The following is a 24,607-nucleotide window of genomic DNA, read 5'->3' as shown; positions in this document are numbered from 1 at the left end:
TATTAATTATTGTTTTCTGATGATTTATCTTTCTTATATGACAAGGCTGCTTTTACAAATTTAACGAAAAGCGGATGTGGGTTGAGAACCGTACTTTTTAGTTCTGGGTGAAACTGAACACCTACAAACCATCTGTGGTCTTTCAGCTCGATAATCTCAACCAAATTTGTTTTAGGATTTCGGCCTGAGGCAAGCATACCATGCTCTTCGAAGTCTTTTAGATATGCATTATTAAACTCATATCTGTGTCTATGTCTTTCTTGAATCTTTGTTTGCCCGTATACATTATAGGCTTTGGTACCTTTCTGTATCTGACACTCGTAAGCCCCCAATCTCATCGTTCCTCCCATCTCAGTGATGTTTTTCTGATCTTCCATGATATCTATCACTGGATCTTTCAGCTTTTCCACCATTTCTTTCGAATTGGCATCTTTGAGATTTAATACATTTCTAGCAAATTCTATACTGGCACATTGCATACCTAGACAAATTCCAAAGAAAGGAATGTTTTGCTCACGAGCAATTCGGATCGCCTTGATTTTACCCTCTATACCTCTTTCTCCAAACCCAGGGGCTACAAGCAATCCATCCACGCCTTCGAGTAGTTTAGCGGCATTATCCTCTGTTACAGATTCTGAAGAAAGCCACTTCACTTTCACCTTACATTCATTATCTGCGCCAGCATGAACAAACGCCTCTGAAATAGACTTATAGGCATCCTGTAGTTCTACATATTTACCTACTACGGTAATGTTGACTTCCGAAACAGGGTTTTTCAGTTTACCCAAAAAGGTTTTCCAATGCTCTAATCCTGGCTCCTTTTTATAGGAAAATTTCATGCGAGAAAGCACCCTTTCATCGAGTTTTTCTTTTCTCATCAATAGCGGCACATCATAGATGGTGTCCGCATCTTGGGCTTCGATCACACAGTTGACGGGCACGTTGCAAAACAATGCAATTTTCTTTCTTAGATCAGAACTGAGCTTATGCTCACTTCTACAAACTAATATATCAGGTTGAACACCTGCTTCGAGCAATTGCTTTACAGAGTGTTGAGTCGGTTTGGTTTTCAACTCGCCAGCTGCCTGTAGATAAGGCACTAAAGTCAAATGAATATTGATCGCATTCGTAGGCCCTAATTCGAAGCGAGCCTGTCTCATGGCTTCGATAAATGGAAGTGATTCGATATCACCTACACACCCTCCTACTTCGGTAATCACGAAGTCGTATTTTTCGGTATTGCCTAGTCGGTATATACTTTCCTTGATTTCATCTGTGATATGAGGAACTACCTGTACGGTCTTGCCTAAAAACTCCCCTTCACGCTCTTTTTTGATTACATTATAATAGATTCGACCAGTCGTTACGTTATTGGCCTGAGAGGTGGGTTCGTTTAGGAATCTTTCGTAGTGTCCGAGGTCAAGATCTGTTTCGGCTCCATCGTCAGTGACATAACATTCGCCATGTTCGTAAGGGTTGAGCGTACCCGGGTCTACATTGATGTATGGGTCTAATTTTTGAATGGTCACTGAGAAGCCTCTGGCTTGCAATAACTTACCTAAAGATGCTGATATGATTCCTTTACCAAGAGAAGAGGTGACCCCGCCCGTAACGAAAATGTATTTTGTAGATGTCATTTGATGTGTATTCGAAACTATTGTTACGGGGCTCAAAGTTATGGCATAAGACCCAATAATCTTGGACGGGCTGGATAATATTTTGAGAAGTTATAGAAAAGGTGGAAGTTTGATGAAATCTGCTTAAAGTGTTACAAAAAATATTGTCCTTGGTTTTAAACCTTTTACTACAGTCTACATCTAAAGCCACAATTACACGATGTTGACAGATCAAGAGCTAATAGAAAAATTGAAAGGTGAAGAAAGTCGAAACTACGGCTTCAGTTTGTTGGTACGCGAGTATCAGCAACGTATCTATTGGCACATTCGAAAAATGGTGATTGATCATGATGATGCGGATGATTTAGTTCAGGATGTATTTGTGAAAATCTGGAACAACATCCATAAGTTTAGAGAGGATTCGAGTCTCTATACTTGGATCTATCGCATCGCGACAAATGAATGTCTAACCTTCTTAAAGAAAAAGAAAAACAAATTCTTTATACCCATACACGATGTAGCAGGAGAGCTAGCAGGCAAACTGGAAGAAAGCCCGCATGTCTCAGGAGACGAAATTCAATTGAAATTGCAAAAAGCATTATTGAAATTACCCAATAAACAAAGACTGGTATTCAACATGAAGTATTTCGACGAGATGAAATTTACAGAAATAGCCACCATCACCGATACGAGTGTGGGTGCACTAAAGGCGAGTTATCATCTAGCAGTAAAGAAAATAGAACAACACATAAATTTAGGTTAAACCATTTCGAAAAACATGGGTCTAAGCTAGCGATCGTAAGATTATGAAAAACAGGAAAATAGATATCGAATCATTGAAAAAGCAAAACATCCATCAAATACCTGATGGATACTTTGATCAGCTGCCTTTGAAGGTTCAGTCGAGAATAGAGCATGAACGCATAGCGGCTCCTTCCCTTTCTGTATTTAGTCAACCACTGACTTGGCCTATTGCTGCAGCAATAGTTCTATTTGTTGCTGGTTGGTTTTACTTGTCCCCGAGTCCTCAAGACTTCACAGCAGACCAACTACTAACCAATGTGCAGTCTGAAGATATGATTGCGTATTTGTATGAGGAGACTCTAGGCACTTACGATATTCTAACCTTACTAGACGAAAGCACTATACTTGATGAACTATCGCCGATAGATCAAGACCTGATAGACCCGTCAATATCAGCCGAGGATTTAGAAAAGATCTATTCTGAACTCGATTACTCAACAGAAATCATGTAAGCTTATTATATAAAGAAATTGACATGAAAACATTAATGATGAAAAAACTCCTTTTGGTAATTTTACTTCTCACAGGTTCCACACTAGCGCACGCTCAACGCGAAGAAGCTCGTCAAAGAATAGAGTCTGCAAAAATTGCATACATCACCGAACACGTGTCGCTTACTCCTGAGCAAGCAGAGAAATTTTGGCCAATCTATAACGAACTCAATCAGAAGCGCAGAGAAAATTATATAGAGTTTGCTCAGAAGCGCAAAGCCTACGATCCAGAAACAGCTACTGAAGAAGAAACACAAACCCTTCTACAGATGGGGATGCAAGTGAAAGAAAAACAATTTGAGATTGAAAAAGAATATAATAAGCGCCTCCAGGCAGTGCTTGACCTCAAGCAGATGCTAGCCCTACAAGATGCGGAACGAGATTTCAAAAAAATGCTATTTGAGCGATTAGAAAAACGCAGAAACAGCCACGGAGGAAAGACACCTAAAGATTCAAAATAGGGAGAAACCGTCTGTTGTCATAATACCTAGCCAATCCATTCATTTGAATTTCGGTCTAACCCTCCTATGATTTTACATCATGTCAGAAGTCTATTCATGTCTTCGGCCTTCAAACTATACCCCTAGTTACTTGGATCATTCACGTTACACTTGCTGAGCTTAACCTAGAAATAACCACTAACTGAACGAGTATTCTAAGCGACTCGCCTAGTATATATTTACTTGTCCTACATTCTTCCTAACATCGTAGTATAAAGCACCTTATCCTTATCTAATCCCAAATGATAAAAATCAGACTTACCGCACTATCTATACTTTTCATGATTTGCACCATCCTGATCAGTATCAACTACTACACGCTTCGAACAACCTCAGCTGTACGTGCATACATTAGTGGGGAATCTCAATACTCCAAAGGACAAAAAGACGCATCCAACAACCTCATGCTCTATCTAATCACAAATGAAGAACAGTATTGGAGTGCATTTGAAAAAGGCCTAAGCATTCCCATCGGAGATAGTCTGGCACGCATAGCCATGCAAACAGGTGACTCAATCCAACAAATGCAAGAAGGGTTATTGCAGGGGAAAAATCATGAAAAGGATATTGATCACATGATTTGGTTGTTTGAAAAATTTCAAAACATTTCATTTATGAAAGAAGCCATCTCAATTTGGAAAGAAGGTGACTTTCATGTGGGACGCCTTTCTGATCTGGGTATGAAATACCGGCAGGTAATACTCACAGGTAAATTGACCAAGTCAGAAACCATCAATGCCCTAAAGCAGATTAGTGAAGTTTCGGATCTGTTGACAACAATAGAGAGGGATTTCAGTACCGTACTAGGAAAGACCGCTAGAACTATCAATTCTTGGCTTTTTTGGGTAAATGTCTTCTTCATTGTATTACTTATAGGTCTAGCAGGTCGCCTTGGCTTAAGGGCTCTAAAAAAACTAACTACCGCAAATGCCCTTCGTAATAATTTAATGAACGGCTCTTTCGAATCCTCGATTTGGTACGACAAAGACAGTGTGATCTCTTTCTGGAACCCACAAGCTGAAAAAACTTTTGGGTGGACTAAAGACGAAATAATTGGCCAAAAACTGACCGACACTATAATCCCTAAAGAACTTATAAATCAACACCAAGAAGGGATAAAAAACTATATCCGAGTAGGCATCCCTCCTCTTCCTAACCCAAGAGTAGAAACGATCGCACTACATAAAGACGGTACTGTCATTCCGATTGAACTTTCTATACTCACCTTAAATGAAAACCAAGATGCATTATTTTGTGCGCACATATATGATCTACGTGCAAAAAAAGAACTGGAAGATCAAAACATAAAGAGAGCATCATATCTACACACCATACTCAATAGCACAGACAACGGCATATTAGCAACTAACCAAGCAGGAGAAGCTTTAGAAGCTAACGAACAATTTGCTCACCTTTGGAAAATCAACACAGCTCAGCTGGATATTATCCGTGATTTCAAAACCGTTGCTGCTTTTATCTATGACCAAATAGAAAATGCAGATGAAACCTGGACCGAATTGATTGAATTGCATTCATCTAATGACACGCACACTTGCTTGGTGCATTGCAAAGATGGAAGAATATTCGAAAGGCATTCGGTGCCAATGATACTGGATGGAAAGAATGTAGGGCGTGTATGGTCGTTTAGGAATATTACAGAGAAAAAAAATGCAGAAGACAAATACCGCGAACTCTTCGAAAATTCTTTAGAAGGCATATATGTTGCTGACGGCGAGGGAAGTTTCACTACAGTAAACCCTGCTATGGTCAAAATGTTTGGCTATGAATCACGTGAGGAGTTCTGCAAACTTGTCCCTGGTGCTGGATCACTTATGGTGAATCAGCAGGATAGGATGAAAATAAGAGAGCTCCTTCAAATGACAGGTGAGGTCAACGGAATAGAGCATCAGGTTTACAAAAAAAATGGAGACATCATTTGGGTACGTTCAAATATAAGAGTGCACTTTAACGGTTCTAACCCAATCAAATATGAAGGATCCTTAGAGGACATTACCGATAGAAAAGAAGCTCAAAACCTACTCGTTCAACAAATAGACGAACTTAAAAAAGTTAATTTTGAGCTTGACAGGTTTGTCTATAGTGTTTCCCACGATTTACGCGCACCTCTACTTTCCATCAAAGGGTTAGTCAATATATCCATTACAGAAAAGCCTTCCCCTCCTTTGATGAAATACCTAGAATTAATAACAACTAGTGTAGATCGACTCGATAAATTTATCATGGACATATTGGATTACTCTAGAAACTCAAGACTAGAAATTCAATATCAATTGATCCATTTCGATACCATCATACAAGAAACTATAAATAACCTGAGTCACATCGGTGGCTATCAACGACTCAAATTCAAAAACAAAATAGAATTAAATCATCCATTCAAAACTGACAAAAGACGAATTAGTATGATTTTATCCAACTTGATTTCTAATGCCATCAAGTATCAAGACTATGATAAAGCATCAGAAATCATGATAGAAATCAGCGAATCAGCAGCTGGACTTCGCATAGAAGTAGCCGACAATGGTATAGGCATTGAACCTGACCAACAGTGCAAAATATTTGATATGTTCTACCGTGCCAGCGACCGGTCAAAAGGTGCTGGCTTGGGTCTTTACATTATTAAAGAAGCCGTAGAAAAAATGAACGGCAGTATTGAGCTCAACTCCATGCTAGGCAAATTCACTCGCTTTACGATTACCTTACCTTTTATCAAAACTAATAATCACCTGCATAAAAAGATCGAAGCATAAAGCATTAGATCAAATCACTAAGCCTTTTTTTGTCATAATATCTTTCAGTATCAAACTGGCCGCTCCTATGATTGGCGTATGCGTGCTGTTCAATTCTGAAGGCAAAACCTTGATCTTACCTTGATAAATGTGTAACAAGTTCTTTTCGAAATGCTTGATGGTAGGTTTGAATATCAAATCACCTGCTTTCGCTAATCCTCCCATGATGAATATCGCCTCTGGACTGGTATGCCCCACAGCATCAGCTAGCTTGGCTCCCAATACCTTACCTGTATACTCGAAGGCCTCCTGAGCGACTACATCACCATTTTTAGCAGCATCAGCTACCATTTTGGTATTTAGATCATCGAAGCTGTAGCGTTTCAGCTCACTATCCATGTGATGATCTGCCAGCAACTTATAGACGGTTCTTTTTAAACCTGTAGCCGAAACGTACGTTTCCAAGCATCCCTTCTTGCCACACTTACAGTATCTACCACCACCTATTTTGTAGGCGATATGCCCAAGTTCGCCCGCATGTCCATCATGCCCTTGGATCAACTGCCCGTTGGCCACAAAACCAGAGCCCAATCCTGTCCCTAATGTGATCACAATAAAATCGTCCATCCCTCTGGCTCCGCCAAACATCATTTCACCCATGGCCGCTGCGTTGGCGTCGTTGGTAAGCTGTACAGGCAGACCAAATTCTTTATTAAGCAGATCTGATAAAGGCACCGTACCAGACCATGGTAAGTTAGGGGCATCCTCTATTGTGCCTTTTTTGTAATTGCCATTAGGAGCACCTACACCCACGCCAATAAACTCTACGGGCTCGTCCAATGAATCGGCAGCATTTCTTATAGCTTTAGCCAAATCTTTGATATAAACATTGATGTCAGGGTTGTCTGTAGCTATACTGCTATGAATTCGAACCTTTCCTGCTGTGTCTACCAGTCCAAATTTAGTACTAGTTCCTCCTATGTCTATTCCAACTATTAATTCAAGCATTATCTTGTCGTGTAGTGTTTATTAATATGATATTGTACTAATTGCTCAATCGGCTCTTTGATAATTTTGCCTAAGGCAATTCCCTTTTCTGTTAATATTTCTTTCAGAATGTCTTCAAAAAAGAAAGGTATTGAACCCACGAAATGAACCGTGTAGTTCTTGTGGTCTGGGTAGCATTCCAAATAAATCTCTACAAATTCTCTGATCCCATCTTTGAGTATCACTCTAAAAAAATCGTGGTCTTTGTGTTGATGAATGAATTGAGAAAAAGACGCCAGATACACATTGGCAAAAGGTTTCATGTAAACGTTTTGCAGGATATCATGCTTGGTAATGTTGTATGTTTCTTCGAATGCCGTAGCTAATTCGGCAGGTAATTGTTTACGTAAAAAAGCTTGCAGCAATATTTTACCAAAATAAGCTCCACTCCCCTCATCGCCCAACACATAGTCGACACCTGGCACTTCTTGCCTTACGATGTCTCCATCGAAAAAACATGAATTAGAGCCTGTACCCATCAAGCAAGTAAAACTAGGCGTACCATTATAAGTAGCAAAAGCAGCTGCTACAATGTCGTGATTCACATAAATATGCGACTGAACAAATACTTTGGACAAGGCTCGGTGGACGATATTTTGAAGTTTTTTACTAGAGCATCCACTACCATAGAAAAAAACCACTTCAATCTGATCGGCATATTTTAGCAATTCGCCAGCTGACCTGACAGACACTTCTATAATATCCTCAGTATGAAAATAGGGATTGATACCACTCGAACTGAGTGTCAGTACTTTTTTATTATCCTGAATCAGTTCCCAGTCACACTTGGAAGATCCACTAGTTCCGATGAGTATCATGCGTTGCCCCTTTATTAAATCTCGAATTTAATTGTATTCTTCCGATTGGCCACTTTCGTTAGAAGAAATTACAATAAAGTTTAAAATTATTATGATATTTTCAGTTTCCCTTACACCTTGATGAAAATATTCCTCTTATATAAAAGGAGTACAGGGAGATAGCAAATCACCACAAAACCAAACGCATAGACCAGAGACGCAAAATAAAAATCACCGAATATGCTGACCATTCCTGTGTATATCCATTCCTGCAAAGAATGCTCTCCTATGGAAATCAAACCAAATATAGTCGCCAAAATACCTGATAGTGCATAAGCCGTGATAGCATTAGAACCAAAAACCTCGAATGGAAAGGTATAGCATGAACGATACTTCTGTATATCTAATAGCCAGTACATCACTGCATAAAAATTCATCGCTACACCTCCAGTATAGAGCGCAAACGAACTCGTCCACAGGCTTTTATTGATTGGAAAGACCAAATCCCAGGCAAGTGCCATCGCAATAAGTACATTGGCCAGTACAAACACCTTCGTCAGACCAGCTGTCTGATCAGCCGTACCAAACAACAATTTGCCTGTAAAAACACCCAATAAGCCTGTACCAATTGCAGGCACTGTACTGAGCAAGCCCTCTGGGTCCCAAGTGTTGCTCAGTTTCCACATATGGCCAGATAGAAATATCCTGTCGAACCAAGCAGCAAAATTGGTGTCTGGCGCAAGATTGGCAACACCTATACCTGGCACTGACACCATCGTCATGAGCACCCAATAGCCCACCAGCAATAAAGCTCCAATTATGATTTGGTTTCGGGTAGTCACATAATGATGCATAAGTGCAATAGCCAAAAACACCAAGCCTATACGCTGCAACACACCAGGAATTCGTAAAGTAGCAAGTTCGAAATACGGAAAGCCATTGAGAAATAGGCCGATTAATATCAGATATAAACTTCGCTTCAATATCTTCTTAGCGATTTGCTTTCTAGCTTCTCCTCCTTTGGGAGTACCTAGCGAAACAGCCATGCCTACCATAAACAGAAAAAATGGAAAAATCAGATCTGTAGGCGTACAGCCATGCCACTGTGCATGCAATAGCGGAGCATATACATACGACCACGAACCAGGGTCATTCACCAATATCATGGCAGCAATAGTGAGGCCTCTAAAGACATCAAGGCTGAGAAGTCTATCTTTATTCAAATGGCAGGGATTGAATCAAGGCTCAACGAAAACATTCGCTGAGCCGTAATAATAATTGATCTTATAGAAAGTGATATCTTCTGAACCCTTCTATTGCTTCGTATTCGGCTAGCCCGAGCTGGTCGTACATTTCGGCAGTTTCTTTATTGCGATCCTCTGAGCGCTGCCAAAATTCCCTACTGTCGTCGCCCTGAAATACTACACCATCCTTCTGCGACTGGTGACGAAAAATAGCCATACGTTTTTTGAGTAGCTCTTCTGGACTAATAGGCACAGCCATTTCGATCTCATCGATCGGGTATTCGTGCCAAGCGCCTCTGTATAGCCATACCCAGCAGTCTTTCATATACTTCTGTTTTTTCAGATCTTCTAATGCTGCAAAGATGCCTTTGAGACATACTTCATGTGTGCCATGCGGATCTGCCAAGTCGCCAGCTGCGTAGATTTGATGGGGTTTAATCTCGTCGATCAAATTTTTGACAATCTGTACATCGGCTTTGCCAAGCGGGTTTTTCTCCACTTTTCCCGTTTCGTAGAAAGGCAAGTCTAGGTAATGTACCTGACTATCTGGTATGCCATAGTATCTACAAGCGCTGATTGCTTCGCCTCGTCTGATCAAGCCTTTTACTTTTCGTACATCTACTGGCGTTACCTCTTGATTTGCCTTGTCATTGATGTCTTTAAATATCTTGTCAAACACCTTGGGGTCTGCCTTTTGTCCTGCAGCGTATTCGTACAGTTCTTTGGCAAATTCCGTAAACCTCAGTGCTTCATGATCTGCTACGGCAATATTACCCGACGTCTGATAAGCCACATGTACTTCGTGTCCTTGGTCTACCAAGCGCAAAAAAGTACCTCCCATAGAGATCACGTCATCGTCTGGATGTGGACTAAAAATGATAATTCTTTTCTTATCTGGATTAGCTCTTTCAGGACGATTGGTGTCATCCGCATTTGGTTTGCCTCCAGGCCATCCCGTGATCGTGTGCTGAAAATGATTAAACATTTTAATGTTTACCTCATAGGCTCCACCCTCTCCTAGTATTTCAGACATGCCGTTGTCGTTGTAGTCACGATCAGCCAACTTCAGTATGGGTTTGTTTAGTTTTTGGCTCAGCCAAACCACTGCTTTTCTTTTTAGGTCCTTTGTCCATTCGCAGTCCCCTACGATCCATGGCGTTTCGAAGCGTGTCAAATCCTTAGCTGCATTTTCATCCATCACAAAAGTAACATCGCCATGTGTCTGCAAAAATGTAGCAGGTACGTCGGTAGACATTTCTCCTTCTACAGTTTTCTTTACGATCTCGGCTTTCTTCATTCCATAAGCCATGATCACGATTCTTTTGGCTTTTAGGATTGTTCCCACACCCATCGTCACGGCTTTGCGTGGTACATCTGCTTTGCTATTAAAAGCAAAGGCATTGTCTTGACGGGTGAGATAATCCAAAGTGATCATTCGCGTGGTTGAGCTAATTTTGGAGCCTGGTTCGTTGAACCCAATATGGCCTGTACGCCCGATACCAAGAAGTTGAAAATCGAGGCCGCCATAGCTTTCAATTTTTTCTTCGTACTGTGTGCAGTATTCAGCTATGTGCTCAAAGGCGATCTTACCACTTGGTACATTGATGTTTTCCGGAAGGATATCTACATGATCGAACAAATGATAATGCATGAAATGGATATAGCTTTGATTGTCTGTCTTGTCTAGTCCATAGTACTCATCTAGATTGAATGACACTACATTCTGAAAACTTAATCCTTCTTTCTTATGCATACGTACCAGCTCGGCATAGACCCGAATCGGAGACGACCCAGTAGCTAAGCCCAAAATGCACTTTTCATTTTTTGCCTCCCTACTCCTGATCAAATCGGCAATTTCTTGCGCTATGACAAGTGAGGCTTCGTCAGACCCTTCGAATACCTCTGTATGTATTTTCTCGAATTTGGTAGCTTCCATCGCACTCCATGCTTTTCGGCTGATACTCTTCGATCCTCTTGCGGTTTCTTTTACCATTGTAATACTCATATCCAATTTCCTTTATATTAAAAGTGATAACGACACCTTTACTCCATTCTTTATATGTATAAAGCTAATAAGTGACGCTATGGAGGGGAAATATATTAGCTAAAGGGATATTTTTTGAAGCTAAACGGATGTGTGTATATGTGACTGGCACAAAAAAGAAAAGATCACGTAAAACGTGACCCTTTCTAACCCAAAACTCTAATTTAAATTCTTTGATCTCGCTGTCGCTAAATCGTAATACTAAACTAACCGTAAGGATGTTTTTTTGTTTATTTTTTCGCTAGAGCGCAATTGTTTGTCGCTCAATGACGAGTCGAATGGAGAACACAAAATTCAGTCACTTTAAAACAGAAAAAAGGCTGCCCAGGTGAAGGAGCAGCCTTTTGAAAAATCACTATGTATTAACGTTTTCTTATTTGGCCCACCAGTGCTTGGTACCTTCTACGTCCTTGTCGGCCACCTGAGCATAATTAGCCTCGTTTAGTACGGCTTGTGATGATGGGTATTTCACTCTTTGGATCACTTTACCTGCAGGCACGTTAGTGTTTGACTGTAGACCAAAGTCTACCGCTGGAAGTTCCAATCTTCTCAAGTCAGCCCATGCTTCCCATCCATTGTCAGGATATCCACCAATGAATTTTTGAGCAATTACTTTTTCTAGATCAGTACCATTGCCATCGCCCCAAGCAGCTGATACGCCCATTTGGTTGACTTCGTTTGAAGCAAGGTAAGTGCTCGATGAGCTTAGTCCCCAGTATTCAAACGAAGCAGCTACACCGCTTTCGTAAGCTTCTTGAGCCGTCTTGCCCATATTCCAACCATTCAAAGCTCCTTCGGCTCTCAAGAACCATACTTCAGCAATTGGCATGATGGTCCAGCTTCTAGCATTGTCGCCATTGAACTCACCTCTCAATGTTGTATTCATTCTAGAGTTGTTTTGTACAAAATTCTCTGGTGCAGTCAATGCTGATGGAGCAAGACCTGCATCAATTCCAGACCAAACACCTTCAAACCCTTCGCCTACGTCTGCATTTTGATCAGACGAACCAAAGATAATAGTAGCTCGTGGATCTACTACAGCAGGGTAAGTAGCTACAGCTGCTCCTACATCTGCCGTATTGAACGCTAGGCCACCAATTCCAGCTGTCAGGTCATAGAATGTACTTGTCATACCTACTCCATTGCCTGATCCCCACCAGAAATAATAGTTGTAACTATAGCCTTCGCCCCAGATAGCCGTGTTGGCATACATAGTGGGCATATTGGCTTGTGTCTCTAGCACACCACCAACTACTGCTGCTTCTGCGTGCTGTTTAGCCAATGCAGGTTCTACTCCAGAGATTCTCATTGCCAATCTCAGTCTTAGAGAGTTGGCAAACAAAGTCCACTTGGTCAAATCTCCCTGATAGATGGCATCACTAAACATGGCTTTGTCTGGATCGATACTGGCCACAGCTTCTTCCAATTCATTAAGCATGTCTTTATAGATCGTTTCTTCTGAGTCATACACTCCTTCTGCTACATTAGAATAAGGAATATCTCCCATCAAGTCAGTAGCACGATGTGTCACCCACACTCTCCAGATACGGATCACGGCTACGGCATTGGTATAGCTATCCGAGTCCTCGTATTGATCTACAAGATTGCTCAACGAATTGAACCACTTGTAATGCTCATTCCAGTAATCGCCTGTCCAGCCATCTACAGAATTGTTGGTATAAGTAGCAAAACCAGTACCTGTATAGTATTGTGCAAACATGTCTACATATAGGTTCTGTATCCTTTGGTGCAGGTGAGCTGTGAGACAAGCCTCTTTGAACACACTACCCACTTTCAGTCCTGGATCTACATCTTCTGCGAGAGGATTGTTAGGATCCGTATTTATTTCTTCCCAATCTGAACACGCACTGAACACTAGGGTCAATGCAAGTACACTTGATAATATTTTTAGTTTCATAATAATCAGAAATTTAGAATTGAACTTTTAGGTTGAAACCGATAGTTGCCGTTCTAGGAGCAGTATAAGCTTCTGCGCCTTGCTGGCTTGATGTAGTATAGGCATATGGAGGAACCCCATTCAGTTCGCTACCGAAGGTGGCTAAGTTTCTACCTACTATACTCAATGTAGCTCCACGAATGCCAGAGTTTCCAAAGATGGATGACGGCAGGCTGTAGCCTAAAGTAAGTTCTCTCAAATTGATTTCACTCTTGTCGAACATCCACTCAGAATCGATGGCTGACATAGCTCCCCAGTACTGCTGAGCACTCAATGTGCTAGAAACAGGATTACCATCTACATCTACACCAGCGATCGCATAATCTGCTCTGTTATTTTCAGCAGTAATGGCGCTGGTTCCAAAAGCTGCAGCTTGGGCATTGGTATAAGAATAGATGTCGCCACCTTTCATGTAATCAAACAATACGGTAAAAGAAACTCTACCCATGCTGGCAGTACCGTAGCTCAATGCGCCTGTGATACCTGCATTCCAATCTGGGTTGAAATTGCCCAGGTATTCTCTTTCATTGCTTCTCTGAAATCTACCACTACCATCAAGGATCATATTGCCCTGATCGTCAGTCATATAAGTATACCCATAGATATCTCCAAACGAGCCACCTTCTTCAGCTACTACTTGAACCAAACGAGACCCTTCTTCTCCACTACCTAGTAGGTATGAATCTACCCCATCAGCTAGTTCGATGATTTTGTTTCTGTTTCTGGCCCAGTTTAGACCTACATCAAACTTGAATGCACCTGTATTGATAATACCTACTCCCAAAGTCACTTCATGCCCTTTGTTTTCGATGTTACCTGCGTTGATCAACTCGTGTGTAAACCCTGTAGCCGCATTGACTGGCAAAGGAATGATTTGATTTTCAGCGTTGTTTTTATAGAAAGTATATCCCAAAGTGAATCTGTTGTGGAAGAAGTTCAAATCCACACCGAATTCAGTTGACTTTAAACGCTCAGGCTGAATGTTTTCATTTGGTTTGATGTCTGGCTGCAAAGCACCTGCATTAGTAATGGTGTTAGTTAGATACAAACTATATGGCTCTGCATCCTTACCTACTTCTGCATAAGACCCTCTTACTTTAGCATAGCTCAACCATGAAGGCATACCATCGAAAGTATCAGAAATCACCCAGCTCAATCCTACAGATGGGTAGAAGTATGATCTGTTGTCTGGGCTCAAAGTAGACGACCAGTCGTTTCTAGCAGTAAAATCCAAGAATAGATATTCTCTAAACGACAATTGAGCCATTCCAAATACTGAGTTAGTTCTTCTTCTGTAGATATACTCAGAGGCATCTTTGTCAGCAGAGTTGTTGATCGAGTAAAAATCTGGCACGACCAGACCTTGTGCCTGACCAGTCTGTGCATAGCTATTGGCAGCCATGAAATTGGCACCAGCCGTCACACCTACTTTCAATCCTCCTCCCAATTCGAAAGGGTTGAACTGACCGAGCAATTCCAAGTTAGTCTCCGTAGAGCTTGTCATCGTCTGTCTCACATCTCCAGAAGAAAACCAGTATGGTACGCCTGTACCCAATTGATCTCTTTGTCTGAAATCATAGTGATCTACACCGTATCTCACATGAAACTTGAATACATCACCTGCTTCATAAGCTACTTTACCATAGCCCATCACTCGATTTCTAGTGTCTTCATTTGTGTTGTATTGTGTAGTAAAGTAAGGATTGAGCATCACTCCACCGTTGTTTGTCCAGCGTAGTGGCTCATAAGTATCCTCATCTCTCACATTGTTTTCCAAATCTGTGTAACTCACACTTCTTGGCATAATGGTATATGCGTAGTATGGGTTGTCAGGGTCTCTGGTCAACTTGATTCTATTGTTGGCTCTCGTGTTGGCATAGTTTACACTGAATTCAGTAGAAAACGATTTGCCCAACTTAGTACCTGCTTTCAGAGCTGCAGTAATTTTTTTGATATCGCTAGTCGGCAATACCCCTTTAGTGTAGTTGTATCCTACAGAAGCACGAACGTCTTTTACTTCATCCGAAGAGAACATCTCGATGGTGTTGGTAGTTGATAGTCCCTTTTGTAGGAAATCTCTGATGTCGTTGTCGCGAGCTTCCAAAGACTTAGTCTCCCCTGTCCAATCTGTCACAGACTGGCCTTTCATCTCAGGTCCCCAGCTACCTCCAGCATTAGGATCGAAAGTACCTTCTATACCTTGTCCATACTTATTTTGCATCTCTAGGTAAGCTCTTGGAATTTCCACTACAGTATTAGAGTTGTAGCTAAACCCGCTCGTACCGCTCTTGGCTTTCTTAGTCGTAATCATGATGACACCATTGCCTGCTCTAGAACCATATAGTGCAGAAGCAGCAGGACCTTTCAATACAGAAATATTGTCTACATCATCCATATTGATGTCGTTCAATCCATTACCATAATCGATTTGTCTGTTTCCCCAAGTGTCATCAGTAGCTCCTCCCATGTTGTCGATAGGCACACCGTCTACCACAATCAAAGGCTGGTTAGATCCCGAAAGGAAGCTATTACCTCTAATCGTGATTTTGGTAGAACCACCCATACCAGATCCAGATGGAGACACATTCACACCAGCTACTTTTCCAGAAAGGTTATTCATGATGTTGGATTCTCTAGCTAATGCTAGCTCGTCTCCGTCCACTTGGGCAGCTGCGTACGAAAGCGATCTTTCTTCTCTTTCAATACCCAAAGCTGTTACTACCACTTCGTCTAGCTCTTCTGCATCTACTGCTAATATGATGTCGACTGTGGTTCGCACACCTACAGGAACTTCCTGCGTAGTATATCCTATATAAGAATACATCAAAACGCTTTCGTCTGATACATCCAACTTATAGTTACCATCGATATCAGTAATTGTACCTGTGCTGGTCCCTTTTACTGACACGTTTACACCCGGCAAAGCAACGCCATCGTCTGCCCCTGTGACTGTACCAGTCAAGGTCCGGGTTTGGGCTTGTGCAAACAGCACCATACCCATGACAAAACTTAATAAAAGTATTCTCTTCTTCATAGACTTAATTTTAGATAGTCATTATTAATAGATTTTAGCATCCTTAATTTTGACTATTATTTCAGCCTTATTAAAAATAAATAGCTGAATGGCATCATTTTGCCTTTGAATGAAGTTAGGAAGTAGGTTATGCCTGTTAACAGTAAGATTTGGTCGTTGAGCGGCTAATATGCACTAGCCAGCGAATAGATAGGTCTTGTCATGCAAATTTCGACAGAATAGAGATAAGATTACAAGAACAACTAAGACAAAGTTTTGCTATCTTCAAATTATTCTTTTTTTCAACCCGAAGACACTTCTATGCAAGCAGACAGAAGCTTTGCAAAGCACCCTATTGTATATCACTTCCTTTTTTGGATTATTTACTTCACATTCAATTGGATAAGATGGGGATCTTACTTTGATGATTATCATTATTCATTTCAATCCAATCTGGTAGAATTCCCACTACACATCGTACTTGTATATTTCAATATATACTACCTGATGCCCCACCTCATTCCTAAAAGGATAGCTTGGTATGCCATTATACTGTTTGTATCTACTTTGGCGATCACGCTCATTCGTATTGTGTTGACTTATTATTTCGTGACTACCGATGTGTATAAAGAATCTGGTTTTGAAGACCTTTCATTATTCCATTTCAAATATGTCTCTGCTTCCTTTATCGGAGAGATCTATGTGGTGGCTATAGGCACGGCAATCAAAATGACCGCAGACTGGATACAGTACAAAAGCAAGACTACTGAACTGCAAAAAGTGAATTTAGAAACAGAATTGGCTTTCCTCAAGTCACAGATACAACCGCACTTCTTTTTCAATACACTCAACAACCTGTATTCGCTAACACTGGACAAATCCAACAAAGCACCCTATACGGTATTGAAACTATCCGAGCTGATGAGCTACGTGATCTACGATGCCAAACAAAAAAAAGTACCATTAGTAAAAGAGATCAAACACATTCAAAACTATCTAGATTTAGAAATGCTCCGCTACGGTGAGCGACTCAATGTAGATTTAGAAATTTCTGGAGATATAGAAGGCAAGCTCATTCCTCCTGTCCTGCTGTTGCCATTTATAGAAAATAGTTTCAAACACGGCACAAGACTTATAGGGCAAGACATTCCTATTCTGATCTCCTTGAGTGTGAAAGCGGGTCGGTTGCATTTCGTAACCGAAAATAACAAGTCTCCTGGCCCCATTGCCGACAATGGTCTACAAACCTATAATCATGGGGTCGGTCTAGAAAATACCAAAAGAAGACTTAAATTGATTTACAATCATGATTATGAACTAGAGCTCATCGAAGGCGAAGAGAAATACAGAACTTATTTAAATATACCATTGGATGAAAATTAATTGTTTGATCATTGACGACGAACCACTAGCCATTAATGTGATCAAGAACTTCTTGGTCAATTTCAAAAACTTTGAAGTGGCAGGCACCTGCAAGGATGCCGTAGAGGGCTTCAACTTCCTATCCAACCACGAGGTGGATGTGATTTTTTTGGACATCAATATGCCTACCATCTCTGGGCTAGACTTTCTTCGAAGTTTACAAAACCCTCCTGCTGTAGTAATCACCACAGCTTATAGAGAATATGCCGTAGAAAGTTTTGAACTGGATGTAATCGACTACTTGGTCAAACCATTTTCGCTCCAGCGGTTTATGAAAACTATCAACCGCATAGAGCAACGCCATGCGGAAAAAGAATCCAACGAATCGAATGGGTCTGAGGACAATGAAAAAGCACATGTGTTTTTCAAAATAGATAAGAAGATGATCAAAGTCTATTTGGACGACATCCTCTATATCGAAAGTCTCAAGGACTATGTACGCATCAAAACTTACGATGAGAGTTTGATCAATCACAACAACCTAGTAGGTATCACTGAGCTCTTGCCTGCCAACGATTTTGTAAGGATTCATCGCTCATACATTATCGCGATCAACAAGGTTAAAGCTATCGATGGTAATCAGGTAGAAATCGCAGACAAGCTTCTTCCTATTGGTAGAAACTATCAAAAAGACATCAAAAATCTTTTGCTAGGCACAGAGTAAATAATTGCAAATACAGGGTACAAATGCCTACTTCAAAGAGCAAACTTCAACCTCTAATGGCATCGTTGAATTGGTAAATTACTAACTGATTTTTGAAAATAGAGACTGGGAATTTGGAATTTGAACTTTGTCACTTGAGCTTTACCCTGTGAATCAATATTCCCTTTTAGAATTCAATACACTCGTCAAAGAGGTCTTGGCTGATCAGCTCGAAAGATCCTACTGGATCGTAGCAGAAATTGGCCAGCTCAACCTACATGGCAACGGTCACTGCTATCTTGAACTGGTAGAGAAGGACAACAACTATGTAAAAGCCAAGGCCAGAGGCACCATCTGGGCAAATGTGTACCGCGAAATCCACCCGTGGTTTGTATCGCAGACAGGCACAGAACTAAAGCAAGGCATGAAAGTGCTACTCAATGCTTCTCTAGAATTTCATGAAGTCTATGGACTGAGCCTCAATATCCGTGACATAGATGTAAACTTCACCATTGGCGAACGTGAGCGCAAGAAGCAGGAAACCATCCAACAGCTAGAAGCTGAAGGCATCATGGACATGAACCAAGGTCTAGAATTGCCTACAGTCATTCAGCGAATAGCCATCATCAGTTCGGAAACCGCCGCAGGCTATGAGGATTTCATGAATCAATTTCAAAACAATCCTTATGGCTACCAGTCACAACTCGACCTATACCCTGCCACGATGCAAGGTGATGCAGCGCCACCATCGATGATCCATGCCCTGCACCAAATCCACTCCGCAGACATCGACTATGATGCTGTGATAGTGATCCGTGGTGGTGGATCGAAAATGGACTTGGACTGTTTCGATGACTATGAACTCTGTGCCCATTTGGCGCAGTTTCCGCTACCTGTGATCACAGGTATTGGCCATGAGCGCGATCAGGCCATTGCAGACCTGGTGGCTCATACTCGTCTCAAAACACCAACATCTGTGGCTGAATTTCTCCTTTCCCGAATGATGAATTTCGAATCAGCAATCAACAGCCTGCAAAAATCCATTAGCAAACTCACCCAAGCATTTTTGCACGATCAGAAAGAAGCAATCCAAGAATTGAATTTCAGATGGAAAATGAGCGCTAAACAAAACCTACAAAAAAATGCCTATCAACTAGAACGATATGCAGACCTGATACAGCACAAGCCATTAGCAGTATTGAAAAAGCAACAATCCAATCTCGACCATACACGCCACTTGGTGGATGCCTACGATCCCATCAATTTGCTAAAAAAGGGCTACTCTATTACGAGACTGAATGGAAAAGCATTAAAAAATCAAAAAATAAAAGCTGGTGATGAGCTAGAAACACAAACCGCTTCGAAGACCATCATCAGTACTATCCACAAAATCCAATGAGTAAGAAAAAATTATCGTATCAAGCAGCCTACGACGAACTGCAAAACATCTGCGAACAACTAGAATCCGAAGAAATAGATGTTGATCAAATCACCGAACTAGTCAAACGTGCCAACGAATTGGTAAAGCATTGTCAAGATCGACTCCGAGGCATAGAAAAAGACCTAAGCACAGTAGCCGAGGCTTAATTACAAATCATCGAAGAGTGCTCTTTCTAGTGCGTAGACTACAAGGCCAGCCACATTTTTACAACCGGTCTTTTCTAGTAGGTTTCGCTTGTGTGCATCTACTGTACGCATGCCTATAAAAAGTGCATCTGATATCTCCTGATTGCTATATTCTTTGCAAATCAAGTGCAAAATCTCCAATTCACGTGGAGTCAGTGGTATCTCTACAGAGAGTCGCTGTTTGGGTTTCTTGTCTTTCGACAAATCATTCATGATGATATCCGTAACCTCTTTCGAATAATACTTATTGCCATCAACTACACTACCTATGGCATGAATCAACTCCTCTTCACTACAGTTTTTCAGCAAATACCCGTACACTCCAGCCTTTAGCATTTGTTTGATGTGGTGATTTTCATTGAGCATAGTAAGTGCAATGATTTTCACTTCTGGATTCAGCCTAACTAATTCTGTAGTCAGCGCTATCCCGTCCATTTCGGGCATGAGTATATCCGTTATCACCAAATCGATTTGCCTTTTGTCGTACTTGGCTATGGCCTCTTTGCCATCTTGAGCCTCTGCGCTTATTACATAGGTCGGATGATCTTCCAAGAAAGATTTGATCCCTTCTCGGATCATTTTATGATCATCGACTAATAAAATGTTGATTGGTGTGGTCATTTTAAGTTTTGAGTTTTTAATTAGGTATTTCTACGATAAGTTGGGTGCCCTTGCCTACTTGCGTGTCAATAAAAAACTGTCCGCCTATAGATGAGGATCTATTTTTCATGCTATTGATTCCAAAAGAATCACCATTAAGTATCAGTTGAGATTTATCAAACCCCACGCCATCATCTTCTACCATGAGCATAATAGATGTTTTGTGTCGAAGGAGCTGGATCGTACAGCGTTTGGCCTGAGCAAATTTAATCACATTGCTAATGGCTTCTTGTGTGATTCTAAACAAGCACAGTTCCATTTTAGCATCCAAGTGCTCTCCTTTGAGGTTGTTATAAAATTCGAACTTGGTATCTACCACATCGTCGATATTCTCAATCAGTCCTTCTACAGCTGCTTCAAAACCATAATCCTCTATAGCCTTAGGCATAAGCTTGTGTGAAAGAGAGCGAGATTCTGCTATTGCTTTTTGCAAATAGTCATTGGCGATCTCATATTTTCTTTTTTCCTTCTCGGTAAAATCTACCTGTCTCTTTTTGAGGTAAGCAATATTCATATGTGCCGTGATTAGCAACTGCTGCAAATTGTCATGTATGTTTCTAGAGATACGACTGCGTTCGCGGTCTTCAGCCTCCAGCGTAGCGGCTAGTATTTTCTCATGGCCATTTACCCGATCAGATATGTCTACGATGCATCCTTCAAGGTATTCGTCCCCTCTATCCAATACTTGTACCCCTTGCTCCCAGAGCCAGCGTATAACTCCGTCTTTGGTTTGTATTCTATAAGTGACCCGGTAGTGTATTCCTTTGAGCAATTGAGATTCCACTTCCTCCTTAGCAAATTGTTTGTCAGACGCATAGATGATATCATTGAAATGAATACCATGTGCATGATCTAAAAAGTCTGTGGGCTGATACCCCGTCACGGTATAGACATAGGCACTTATAAACTCCATAGACCAGTGCTGGTCATTTTTGCATCGAAAAATAATACCAGGCACATTTTCTATCAGCGACAGATATCGAGCATTCTGATTGAGCAAGGCTTCATTTCGCTTTTTGATTTCAGATTTCAAATTGGTCTTCTGCTGCTTGTTCAGCAATGTGGCGCTGATCGCTGTAGCCAATGAACGCAAAGTACATTGAATACTATTTGACCATTGCCTCTCATAATCCAAATCCGCCAATGCGAGTGTCCCCCACAGGGTGTCATTACGCATGATAGGAACCAAAACGACGGACTTACCTCCCGTTTTTTCCAAATGAGATCTCAATTTCCCCTTGGCCTCACTATAAGTCACACAGAAAATCTGACCCTGACCTAACGTATGGTTGATATCTCCAAAACTGCTAATCAGTAAATTTTGGTTTTGCTCAATACGAATTTTATTAGGGATTTTCATCCAATAGTGCTCTACTGAACTCAGCCAATGATCATTTTCACGGGTGATTTTTGAAAGCAAGCAATCACTATCGAATAGCTCGCCTAGCATACGAACTGAATTATCTAAGGCCTCTGCAAAATTATGATTTGCTATAAGCTCATTGATGGCAAGCAGTACGCCCTCCAGTACTTCATCTGAGGTCTTGGTCATATTCAAATATCAGGCAATGGATTTGGAAATAGATAAGAATTTGCAAGAAAATAAAGGCTATAAACGAAAAAAGCACCAAAGACAAATGTGTCTTTGGTGCCATTACTTTGATCCTATAGCTGATTAGACCTTATGGTAATTTCTTTGGTTGATAAAAAAACAAGGGCTCTTTACTTCTACCAACTTCACAATTGCCCTTGTTTTACTTCCAAAAACCAACCTAATTTTTCTCACAATAACCTGCTGGCTCTATTTTCTTTGATGGTTTAATAAAACTGAGAGCTACTTTCCTGCTGCCTTATCCACTTAGCCCTCAGTTTACTTCCAAAAACCAACCTGTTCATTAATGTTGTGTAATGCTTTCCTTAACTGAACAATACAAAGTTGGCGCAAAGCCTCCTCCTGTGTAATAGTGAAACACCTAATAAATGAAATAGGTAAAAAGCCTACCGAAAGCCCATGACTTGAAATATAATGCTAGGTTTTGATTATCTATTGATAACCAATTAATCTAAACTTATGAGAAACGTAAGGAAATTTGACAGTGTGGTGCGTCTAGTACTAGGTACTACCTGTGTGTGATAGCCATAAAACCTATCCTGCCTTCGCTTCGGGGGTTATCCCAGTAGCTCTTCTCACTCTTTATTTCTTCAAAACGAGACTTACCAAATACTGTTCATTGCTAAAGAGTATAAGAGTGGATACCAACAAGTAGTCGTGAATTATAGGTATTGCTCAAGGAAGACCCCTACCGCATTCCAATAGCCTTCGTTATCAGAAAATTTGCTCCAAAGGGCTCGAGAACCATGATTACCAGAGGTTTCTGGCAAGTAGTAAAATTTAGTTTCTGTAGGTATGGCTTCGTGTATGCCCCACCAACTGTTTTTTTCGCTACGCGAAGAGGTAATAAATGATGGGCATTGGATGTTTTGCGCACTCGATGTGATATAGTCACTTGACTTGCCCATAGACTGAAAATACTCTCCTGGAGAAAAAGCCACTACTCCATCGATATCTGACGAGCGATCGCCTGCTATTTTGAGCACTAATGCTGCTGAGTATGAGCTCCCCCAAATGATCATTTGACCTTTTGCCAAATACATCTTAGCATGGTTGATAGCCGCTTGCATATCGGGTAGAGCATCAACGTATTTGGTCTCTTTCATGAGCTGTCGTGCACTCACAAAGGTCTTGTTCTGCACATTATTTACCATATTACCCGATCGCTGATCCACTGCCATGCAGTTGAACCCCCATTGGTTGAGAATAGGGGCGATTTCCTGATATTCTCCTCGGCTCCATCCTGCTTGATGGTACAAGATGATCATAGGCACCGTGTCTGGATGTACCATATACAATTCCACGGTAACCTCTACTCCATCTGCAGCCTTGATTTTGATGGTCTCTTTGGCCAAGACATTCAAACCAAAACACAAGAAGAATATCAGGATTAAATATTTCATAAGATCTAGTTTCTATTCAGACACTCAATCTAACGAATGTAACTTATACCGCCACGCTATTTTCTCTTAGCGCATCGTTGAGCGACGTCTTTTTATCTGTACTTTCTTTTCTTTTACCAATGATAATAGCACACGGCACATTAAACTCACCAGCAGGGAATTTTTTAGCATAAGATCCAGGGATCACCACAGAACGCTCTGGCACATAACCTTTGTATTCTACTGGCTCATCACCTGTCACGTCTATGATTTTAGAACTTGCCGTCAAGGTTACATTAGCCCCTAGCACAGCTTCTTTTCCGATGCGTACACCTTCTACGATGATACATCTAGATCCGATGAAAGCATTGTCTTCCACGATCACTGGCGCTGCTTGTACTGGCTCCAGCACTCCACCGATCCCTACTCCACCACTCAAGTGAACACCTTTACCGATTTGCGCACAACTACCTACTGTAGCCCAAGTATCCACCATAGTTCCTTCATCTACATAGGCCCCAATGTTGACATAAGATGGCATCAAAATAGTACCACTAGAGATATACGCTCCGTATCGGGCTACAGCATTAGGTACTACGCGAACACCTAATTTATCATAGTCAGTTTTGAGTGCCATCTTGTCGTGATACTCAAAAGGTCCGACTTCTATTTTTTCCATTTTACGAATTGGAAAATACAAGATCACAGCTTTCTTCACCCAGTCATTTACCTGCCATCCATCGGCTGTAGGTTCAGCACATCTCAGACGTCCTTTGTCCAATTCCTCAAGTACAAACTCGATGGTTTTAATTACTTCTGAATCTTGAAGTTTTGATCTGTCTTCCCAGGTTGCTTCTATGATTTTTTTGATGTCTTCCATTTCTTATTTCTGTTTTTATAAACTTCTAGAGGTATCTGAATTTTTTAATGATGCAAAGCTAGTGACAATTAGAAGTATGAAAAACAGATCCCTCACTTTCATTTTCACGAAGCCTTAGC

The 24,607-nt window shown here is 41.0% G+C and carries 19 protein-coding genes; 8 read left to right on the top strand and 11 right to left on the bottom strand.

Annotated elements, in window-relative coordinates:
• Positions 1–2 precede the first annotated feature (2 nt).
• The gene (locus tag N7E81_RS14325; RefSeq protein WP_263050278.1) at positions 3–1,637 is read right to left on the bottom strand and encodes a CTP synthase; all 1,635 of its coding nucleotides are present in this window, start codon (positions 1,635–1,637) and stop codon (positions 3–5) included.
• 202 nt (positions 1,638–1,839) lie between these two features.
• Here N7E81_RS14325 and N7E81_RS14320 point away from each other — a divergent pair, with 202 nt between their 5' ends.
• The 4 genes from N7E81_RS14320 (at position 1,840) to N7E81_RS14305 (ending at position 6,182) form a co-directional block, all read left to right on the top strand.
• On the top strand, positions 1,840–2,379 hold the full coding sequence (locus N7E81_RS14320) for an RNA polymerase sigma factor (protein ID WP_263053091.1): 540 nt from the start codon (positions 1,840–1,842) through the stop codon (positions 2,377–2,379).
• Between the two features lie 43 nt (positions 2,380–2,422).
• The gene (locus N7E81_RS14315) at positions 2,423–2,872 is read left to right on the top strand and encodes a hypothetical protein (protein WP_263050277.1); all 450 of its coding nucleotides are present in this window, start codon (positions 2,423–2,425) and stop codon (positions 2,870–2,872) included.
• A gap of 23 nt (positions 2,873–2,895) precedes the next feature.
• Positions 2,896–3,372 carry a hypothetical protein gene (locus tag N7E81_RS14310; RefSeq protein WP_263050276.1) on the top strand — a complete coding sequence of 159 codons (477 nt, stop codon included), beginning with the start codon at positions 2,896–2,898 and terminating at the stop codon, positions 3,370–3,372.
• 281 nt (positions 3,373–3,653) lie between these two features.
• Positions 3,654–6,182, top strand: coding sequence for a sensor histidine kinase (locus tag N7E81_RS14305; protein ID WP_263050275.1), 2,529 nt, complete (start codon positions 3,654–3,656; stop codon positions 6,180–6,182).
• Between the two features lie 9 nt (positions 6,183–6,191).
• On the opposite strand, the gene N7E81_RS14300 is transcribed toward N7E81_RS14305, so the two are convergent.
• The 6 genes from N7E81_RS14300 to N7E81_RS14275 all read right to left on the bottom strand — a co-directional run bounded on the left by N7E81_RS14300 (position 6,192) and on the right by N7E81_RS14275 (position 16,284).
• Positions 6,192–7,169, bottom strand: coding sequence for an ROK family protein (locus N7E81_RS14300; protein ID WP_263050274.1), 978 nt, complete (start codon positions 7,167–7,169; stop codon positions 6,192–6,194).
• Positions 7,169–8,026: a hypothetical protein gene (locus N7E81_RS14295; RefSeq protein WP_263050273.1), complete on the bottom strand. Its 858-nt coding sequence runs from the start codon at positions 8,024–8,026 to the stop codon at positions 7,169–7,171. The genes N7E81_RS14300 and N7E81_RS14295 overlap by 1 nt, the downstream gene beginning before the upstream one ends.
• Before the next feature lie 110 nt (positions 8,027–8,136).
• Complete coding sequence (locus N7E81_RS14290) at positions 8,137–9,228, bottom strand: acyltransferase family protein (protein WP_263050272.1); 1,092 nt, start codon at positions 9,226–9,228, stop codon at positions 8,137–8,139.
• Positions 9,229–9,289: 61 nt separating this feature from the next.
• Positions 9,290–11,254 (bottom strand): glucosamine-6-phosphate deaminase, encoded by a 1,965-nt coding sequence (nagB, locus tag N7E81_RS14285; protein WP_263050271.1) that lies wholly within the window; start codon positions 11,252–11,254, stop codon positions 9,290–9,292.
• A 412-nt stretch (positions 11,255–11,666) separates the two neighbouring features.
• Positions 11,667–13,211 carry a SusD/RagB family nutrient-binding outer membrane lipoprotein gene (locus N7E81_RS14280; RefSeq protein WP_263050270.1) on the bottom strand — a complete coding sequence of 515 codons (1,545 nt, stop codon included), beginning with the start codon at positions 13,209–13,211 and terminating at the stop codon, positions 11,667–11,669.
• 13 nt (positions 13,212–13,224) lie between these two features.
• A complete protein-coding gene (locus N7E81_RS14275; RefSeq protein ID WP_263050269.1) occupies positions 13,225–16,284 on the bottom strand; it encodes a SusC/RagA family TonB-linked outer membrane protein in 3,060 nt (1,019 codons plus the stop codon).
• A 300-nt stretch (positions 16,285–16,584) separates the two neighbouring features.
• Between N7E81_RS14275 and N7E81_RS14270 the strand changes: the two genes are divergently transcribed.
• The 4 genes from N7E81_RS14270 to xseB all read left to right on the top strand — a co-directional run bounded on the left by N7E81_RS14270 (position 16,585) and on the right by xseB (position 19,915).
• Positions 16,585–17,646: a sensor histidine kinase gene (locus N7E81_RS14270; protein WP_263050268.1), complete on the top strand. Its 1,062-nt coding sequence runs from the start codon at positions 16,585–16,587 to the stop codon at positions 17,644–17,646.
• Positions 17,636–18,349 carry a LytR/AlgR family response regulator transcription factor gene (locus N7E81_RS14265; RefSeq protein WP_263050267.1) on the top strand — a complete coding sequence of 238 codons (714 nt, stop codon included), beginning with the start codon at positions 17,636–17,638 and terminating at the stop codon, positions 18,347–18,349. The genes N7E81_RS14270 and N7E81_RS14265 overlap by 11 nt, the downstream gene beginning before the upstream one ends.
• A gap of 148 nt (positions 18,350–18,497) precedes the next feature.
• Entirely contained in the window at positions 18,498–19,727 is a 1,230-nt protein-coding gene (gene xseA / locus N7E81_RS14260; protein ID WP_263050266.1) for an exodeoxyribonuclease VII large subunit, read from the top strand.
• Positions 19,724–19,915 carry an exodeoxyribonuclease VII small subunit gene (gene xseB / locus N7E81_RS14255; protein WP_263050265.1) on the top strand — a complete coding sequence of 64 codons (192 nt, stop codon included), beginning with the start codon at positions 19,724–19,726 and terminating at the stop codon, positions 19,913–19,915. The genes xseA and xseB overlap by 4 nt, the downstream gene beginning before the upstream one ends.
• Here the strand turns inward: xseB and N7E81_RS14250 are convergent, their stop codons facing one another.
• From N7E81_RS14250 to N7E81_RS14235, 4 genes are all read right to left on the bottom strand, one after another.
• Complete coding sequence (locus N7E81_RS14250) at positions 19,916–20,575, bottom strand: response regulator transcription factor (protein WP_263050264.1); 660 nt, start codon at positions 20,573–20,575, stop codon at positions 19,916–19,918. It abuts the gene before it with no gap.
• A 16-nt stretch (positions 20,576–20,591) separates the two neighbouring features.
• Positions 20,592–22,166 (bottom strand): PAS domain-containing protein, encoded by a 1,575-nt coding sequence (locus N7E81_RS14245; RefSeq protein ID WP_263050263.1) that lies wholly within the window; start codon positions 22,164–22,166, stop codon positions 20,592–20,594.
• Positions 22,167–22,888: 722 nt separating this feature from the next.
• Complete coding sequence (locus N7E81_RS14240; protein ID WP_263050262.1) at positions 22,889–23,629, bottom strand: alpha/beta hydrolase; 741 nt, start codon at positions 23,627–23,629, stop codon at positions 22,889–22,891.
• A gap of 43 nt (positions 23,630–23,672) precedes the next feature.
• Positions 23,673–24,488 carry a 2,3,4,5-tetrahydropyridine-2,6-dicarboxylate N-succinyltransferase gene (locus N7E81_RS14235; RefSeq protein ID WP_263050261.1) on the bottom strand — a complete coding sequence of 272 codons (816 nt, stop codon included), beginning with the start codon at positions 24,486–24,488 and terminating at the stop codon, positions 23,673–23,675.
• Between the last annotated feature and the right edge of the window lie 119 nt (positions 24,489–24,607).

The organism is Reichenbachiella carrageenanivorans, from assembly GCF_025639805.1.
Lineage (GTDB): Bacteria > Bacteroidota > Bacteroidia > Cytophagales > Cyclobacteriaceae > Reichenbachiella > Reichenbachiella carrageenanivorans.
The sequence above is the reverse complement of the archived record's forward strand: the minus strand, read 5'-3'. Positions and strand labels throughout refer to the sequence as shown.

Bases quoted from the DNA above. Each gene is read 5' to 3' on its own strand.
- N7E81_RS14305 (WP_263050275.1), top strand. From the start codon at position 3,654: ATGATAAAAATCAGACTTACCGCACTATCTATACTTTTCATGATTTGC.
- N7E81_RS14275 (WP_263050269.1), bottom strand. From the start codon at position 16,284: ATGAAGAAGAGAATACTTTTATTAAGTTTTGTCATGGGTATGGTGCTG.
- N7E81_RS14295 (WP_263050273.1), bottom strand. From the start codon at position 8,026: ATGATACTCATCGGAACTAGTGGATCTTCCAAGTGTGACTGGGAACTG.
- xseB (WP_263050265.1), top strand. From the start codon at position 19,724: ATGAGTAAGAAAAAATTATCGTATCAAGCAGCCTACGACGAACTGCAA.
- N7E81_RS14325 (WP_263050278.1), bottom strand. From the start codon at position 1,637: ATGACATCTACAAAATACATTTTCGTTACGGGCGGGGTCACCTCTTCT.
- N7E81_RS14270 (WP_263050268.1), top strand. From the start codon at position 16,585: ATGCAAGCAGACAGAAGCTTTGCAAAGCACCCTATTGTATATCACTTC.
- N7E81_RS14300 (WP_263050274.1), bottom strand. From the start codon at position 7,169: ATGCTTGAATTAATAGTTGGAATAGACATAGGAGGAACTAGTACTAAA.
- N7E81_RS14315 (WP_263050277.1), top strand. From the start codon at position 2,423: ATGAAAAACAGGAAAATAGATATCGAATCATTGAAAAAGCAAAACATC.
- N7E81_RS14310 (WP_263050276.1), top strand. From the start codon at position 2,896: ATGAAAACATTAATGATGAAAAAACTCCTTTTGGTAATTTTACTTCTC.
- N7E81_RS14250 (WP_263050264.1), bottom strand. From the start codon at position 20,575: ATGACCACACCAATCAACATTTTATTAGTCGATGATCATAAAATGATC.
- N7E81_RS14265 (WP_263050267.1), top strand. From the start codon at position 17,636: ATGAAAATTAATTGTTTGATCATTGACGACGAACCACTAGCCATTAAT.
- N7E81_RS14245 (WP_263050263.1), bottom strand. From the start codon at position 22,166: ATGACCAAGACCTCAGATGAAGTACTGGAGGGCGTACTGCTTGCCATC.
- N7E81_RS14235 (WP_263050261.1), bottom strand. From the start codon at position 24,488: ATGGAAGACATCAAAAAAATCATAGAAGCAACCTGGGAAGACAGATCA.
- N7E81_RS14240 (WP_263050262.1), bottom strand. From the start codon at position 23,629: ATGAAATATTTAATCCTGATATTCTTCTTGTGTTTTGGTTTGAATGTC.
- nagB (WP_263050271.1), bottom strand. From the start codon at position 11,254: ATGAGTATTACAATGGTAAAAGAAACCGCAAGAGGATCGAAGAGTATC.
- N7E81_RS14280 (WP_263050270.1), bottom strand. From the start codon at position 13,211: ATGAAACTAAAAATATTATCAAGTGTACTTGCATTGACCCTAGTGTTC.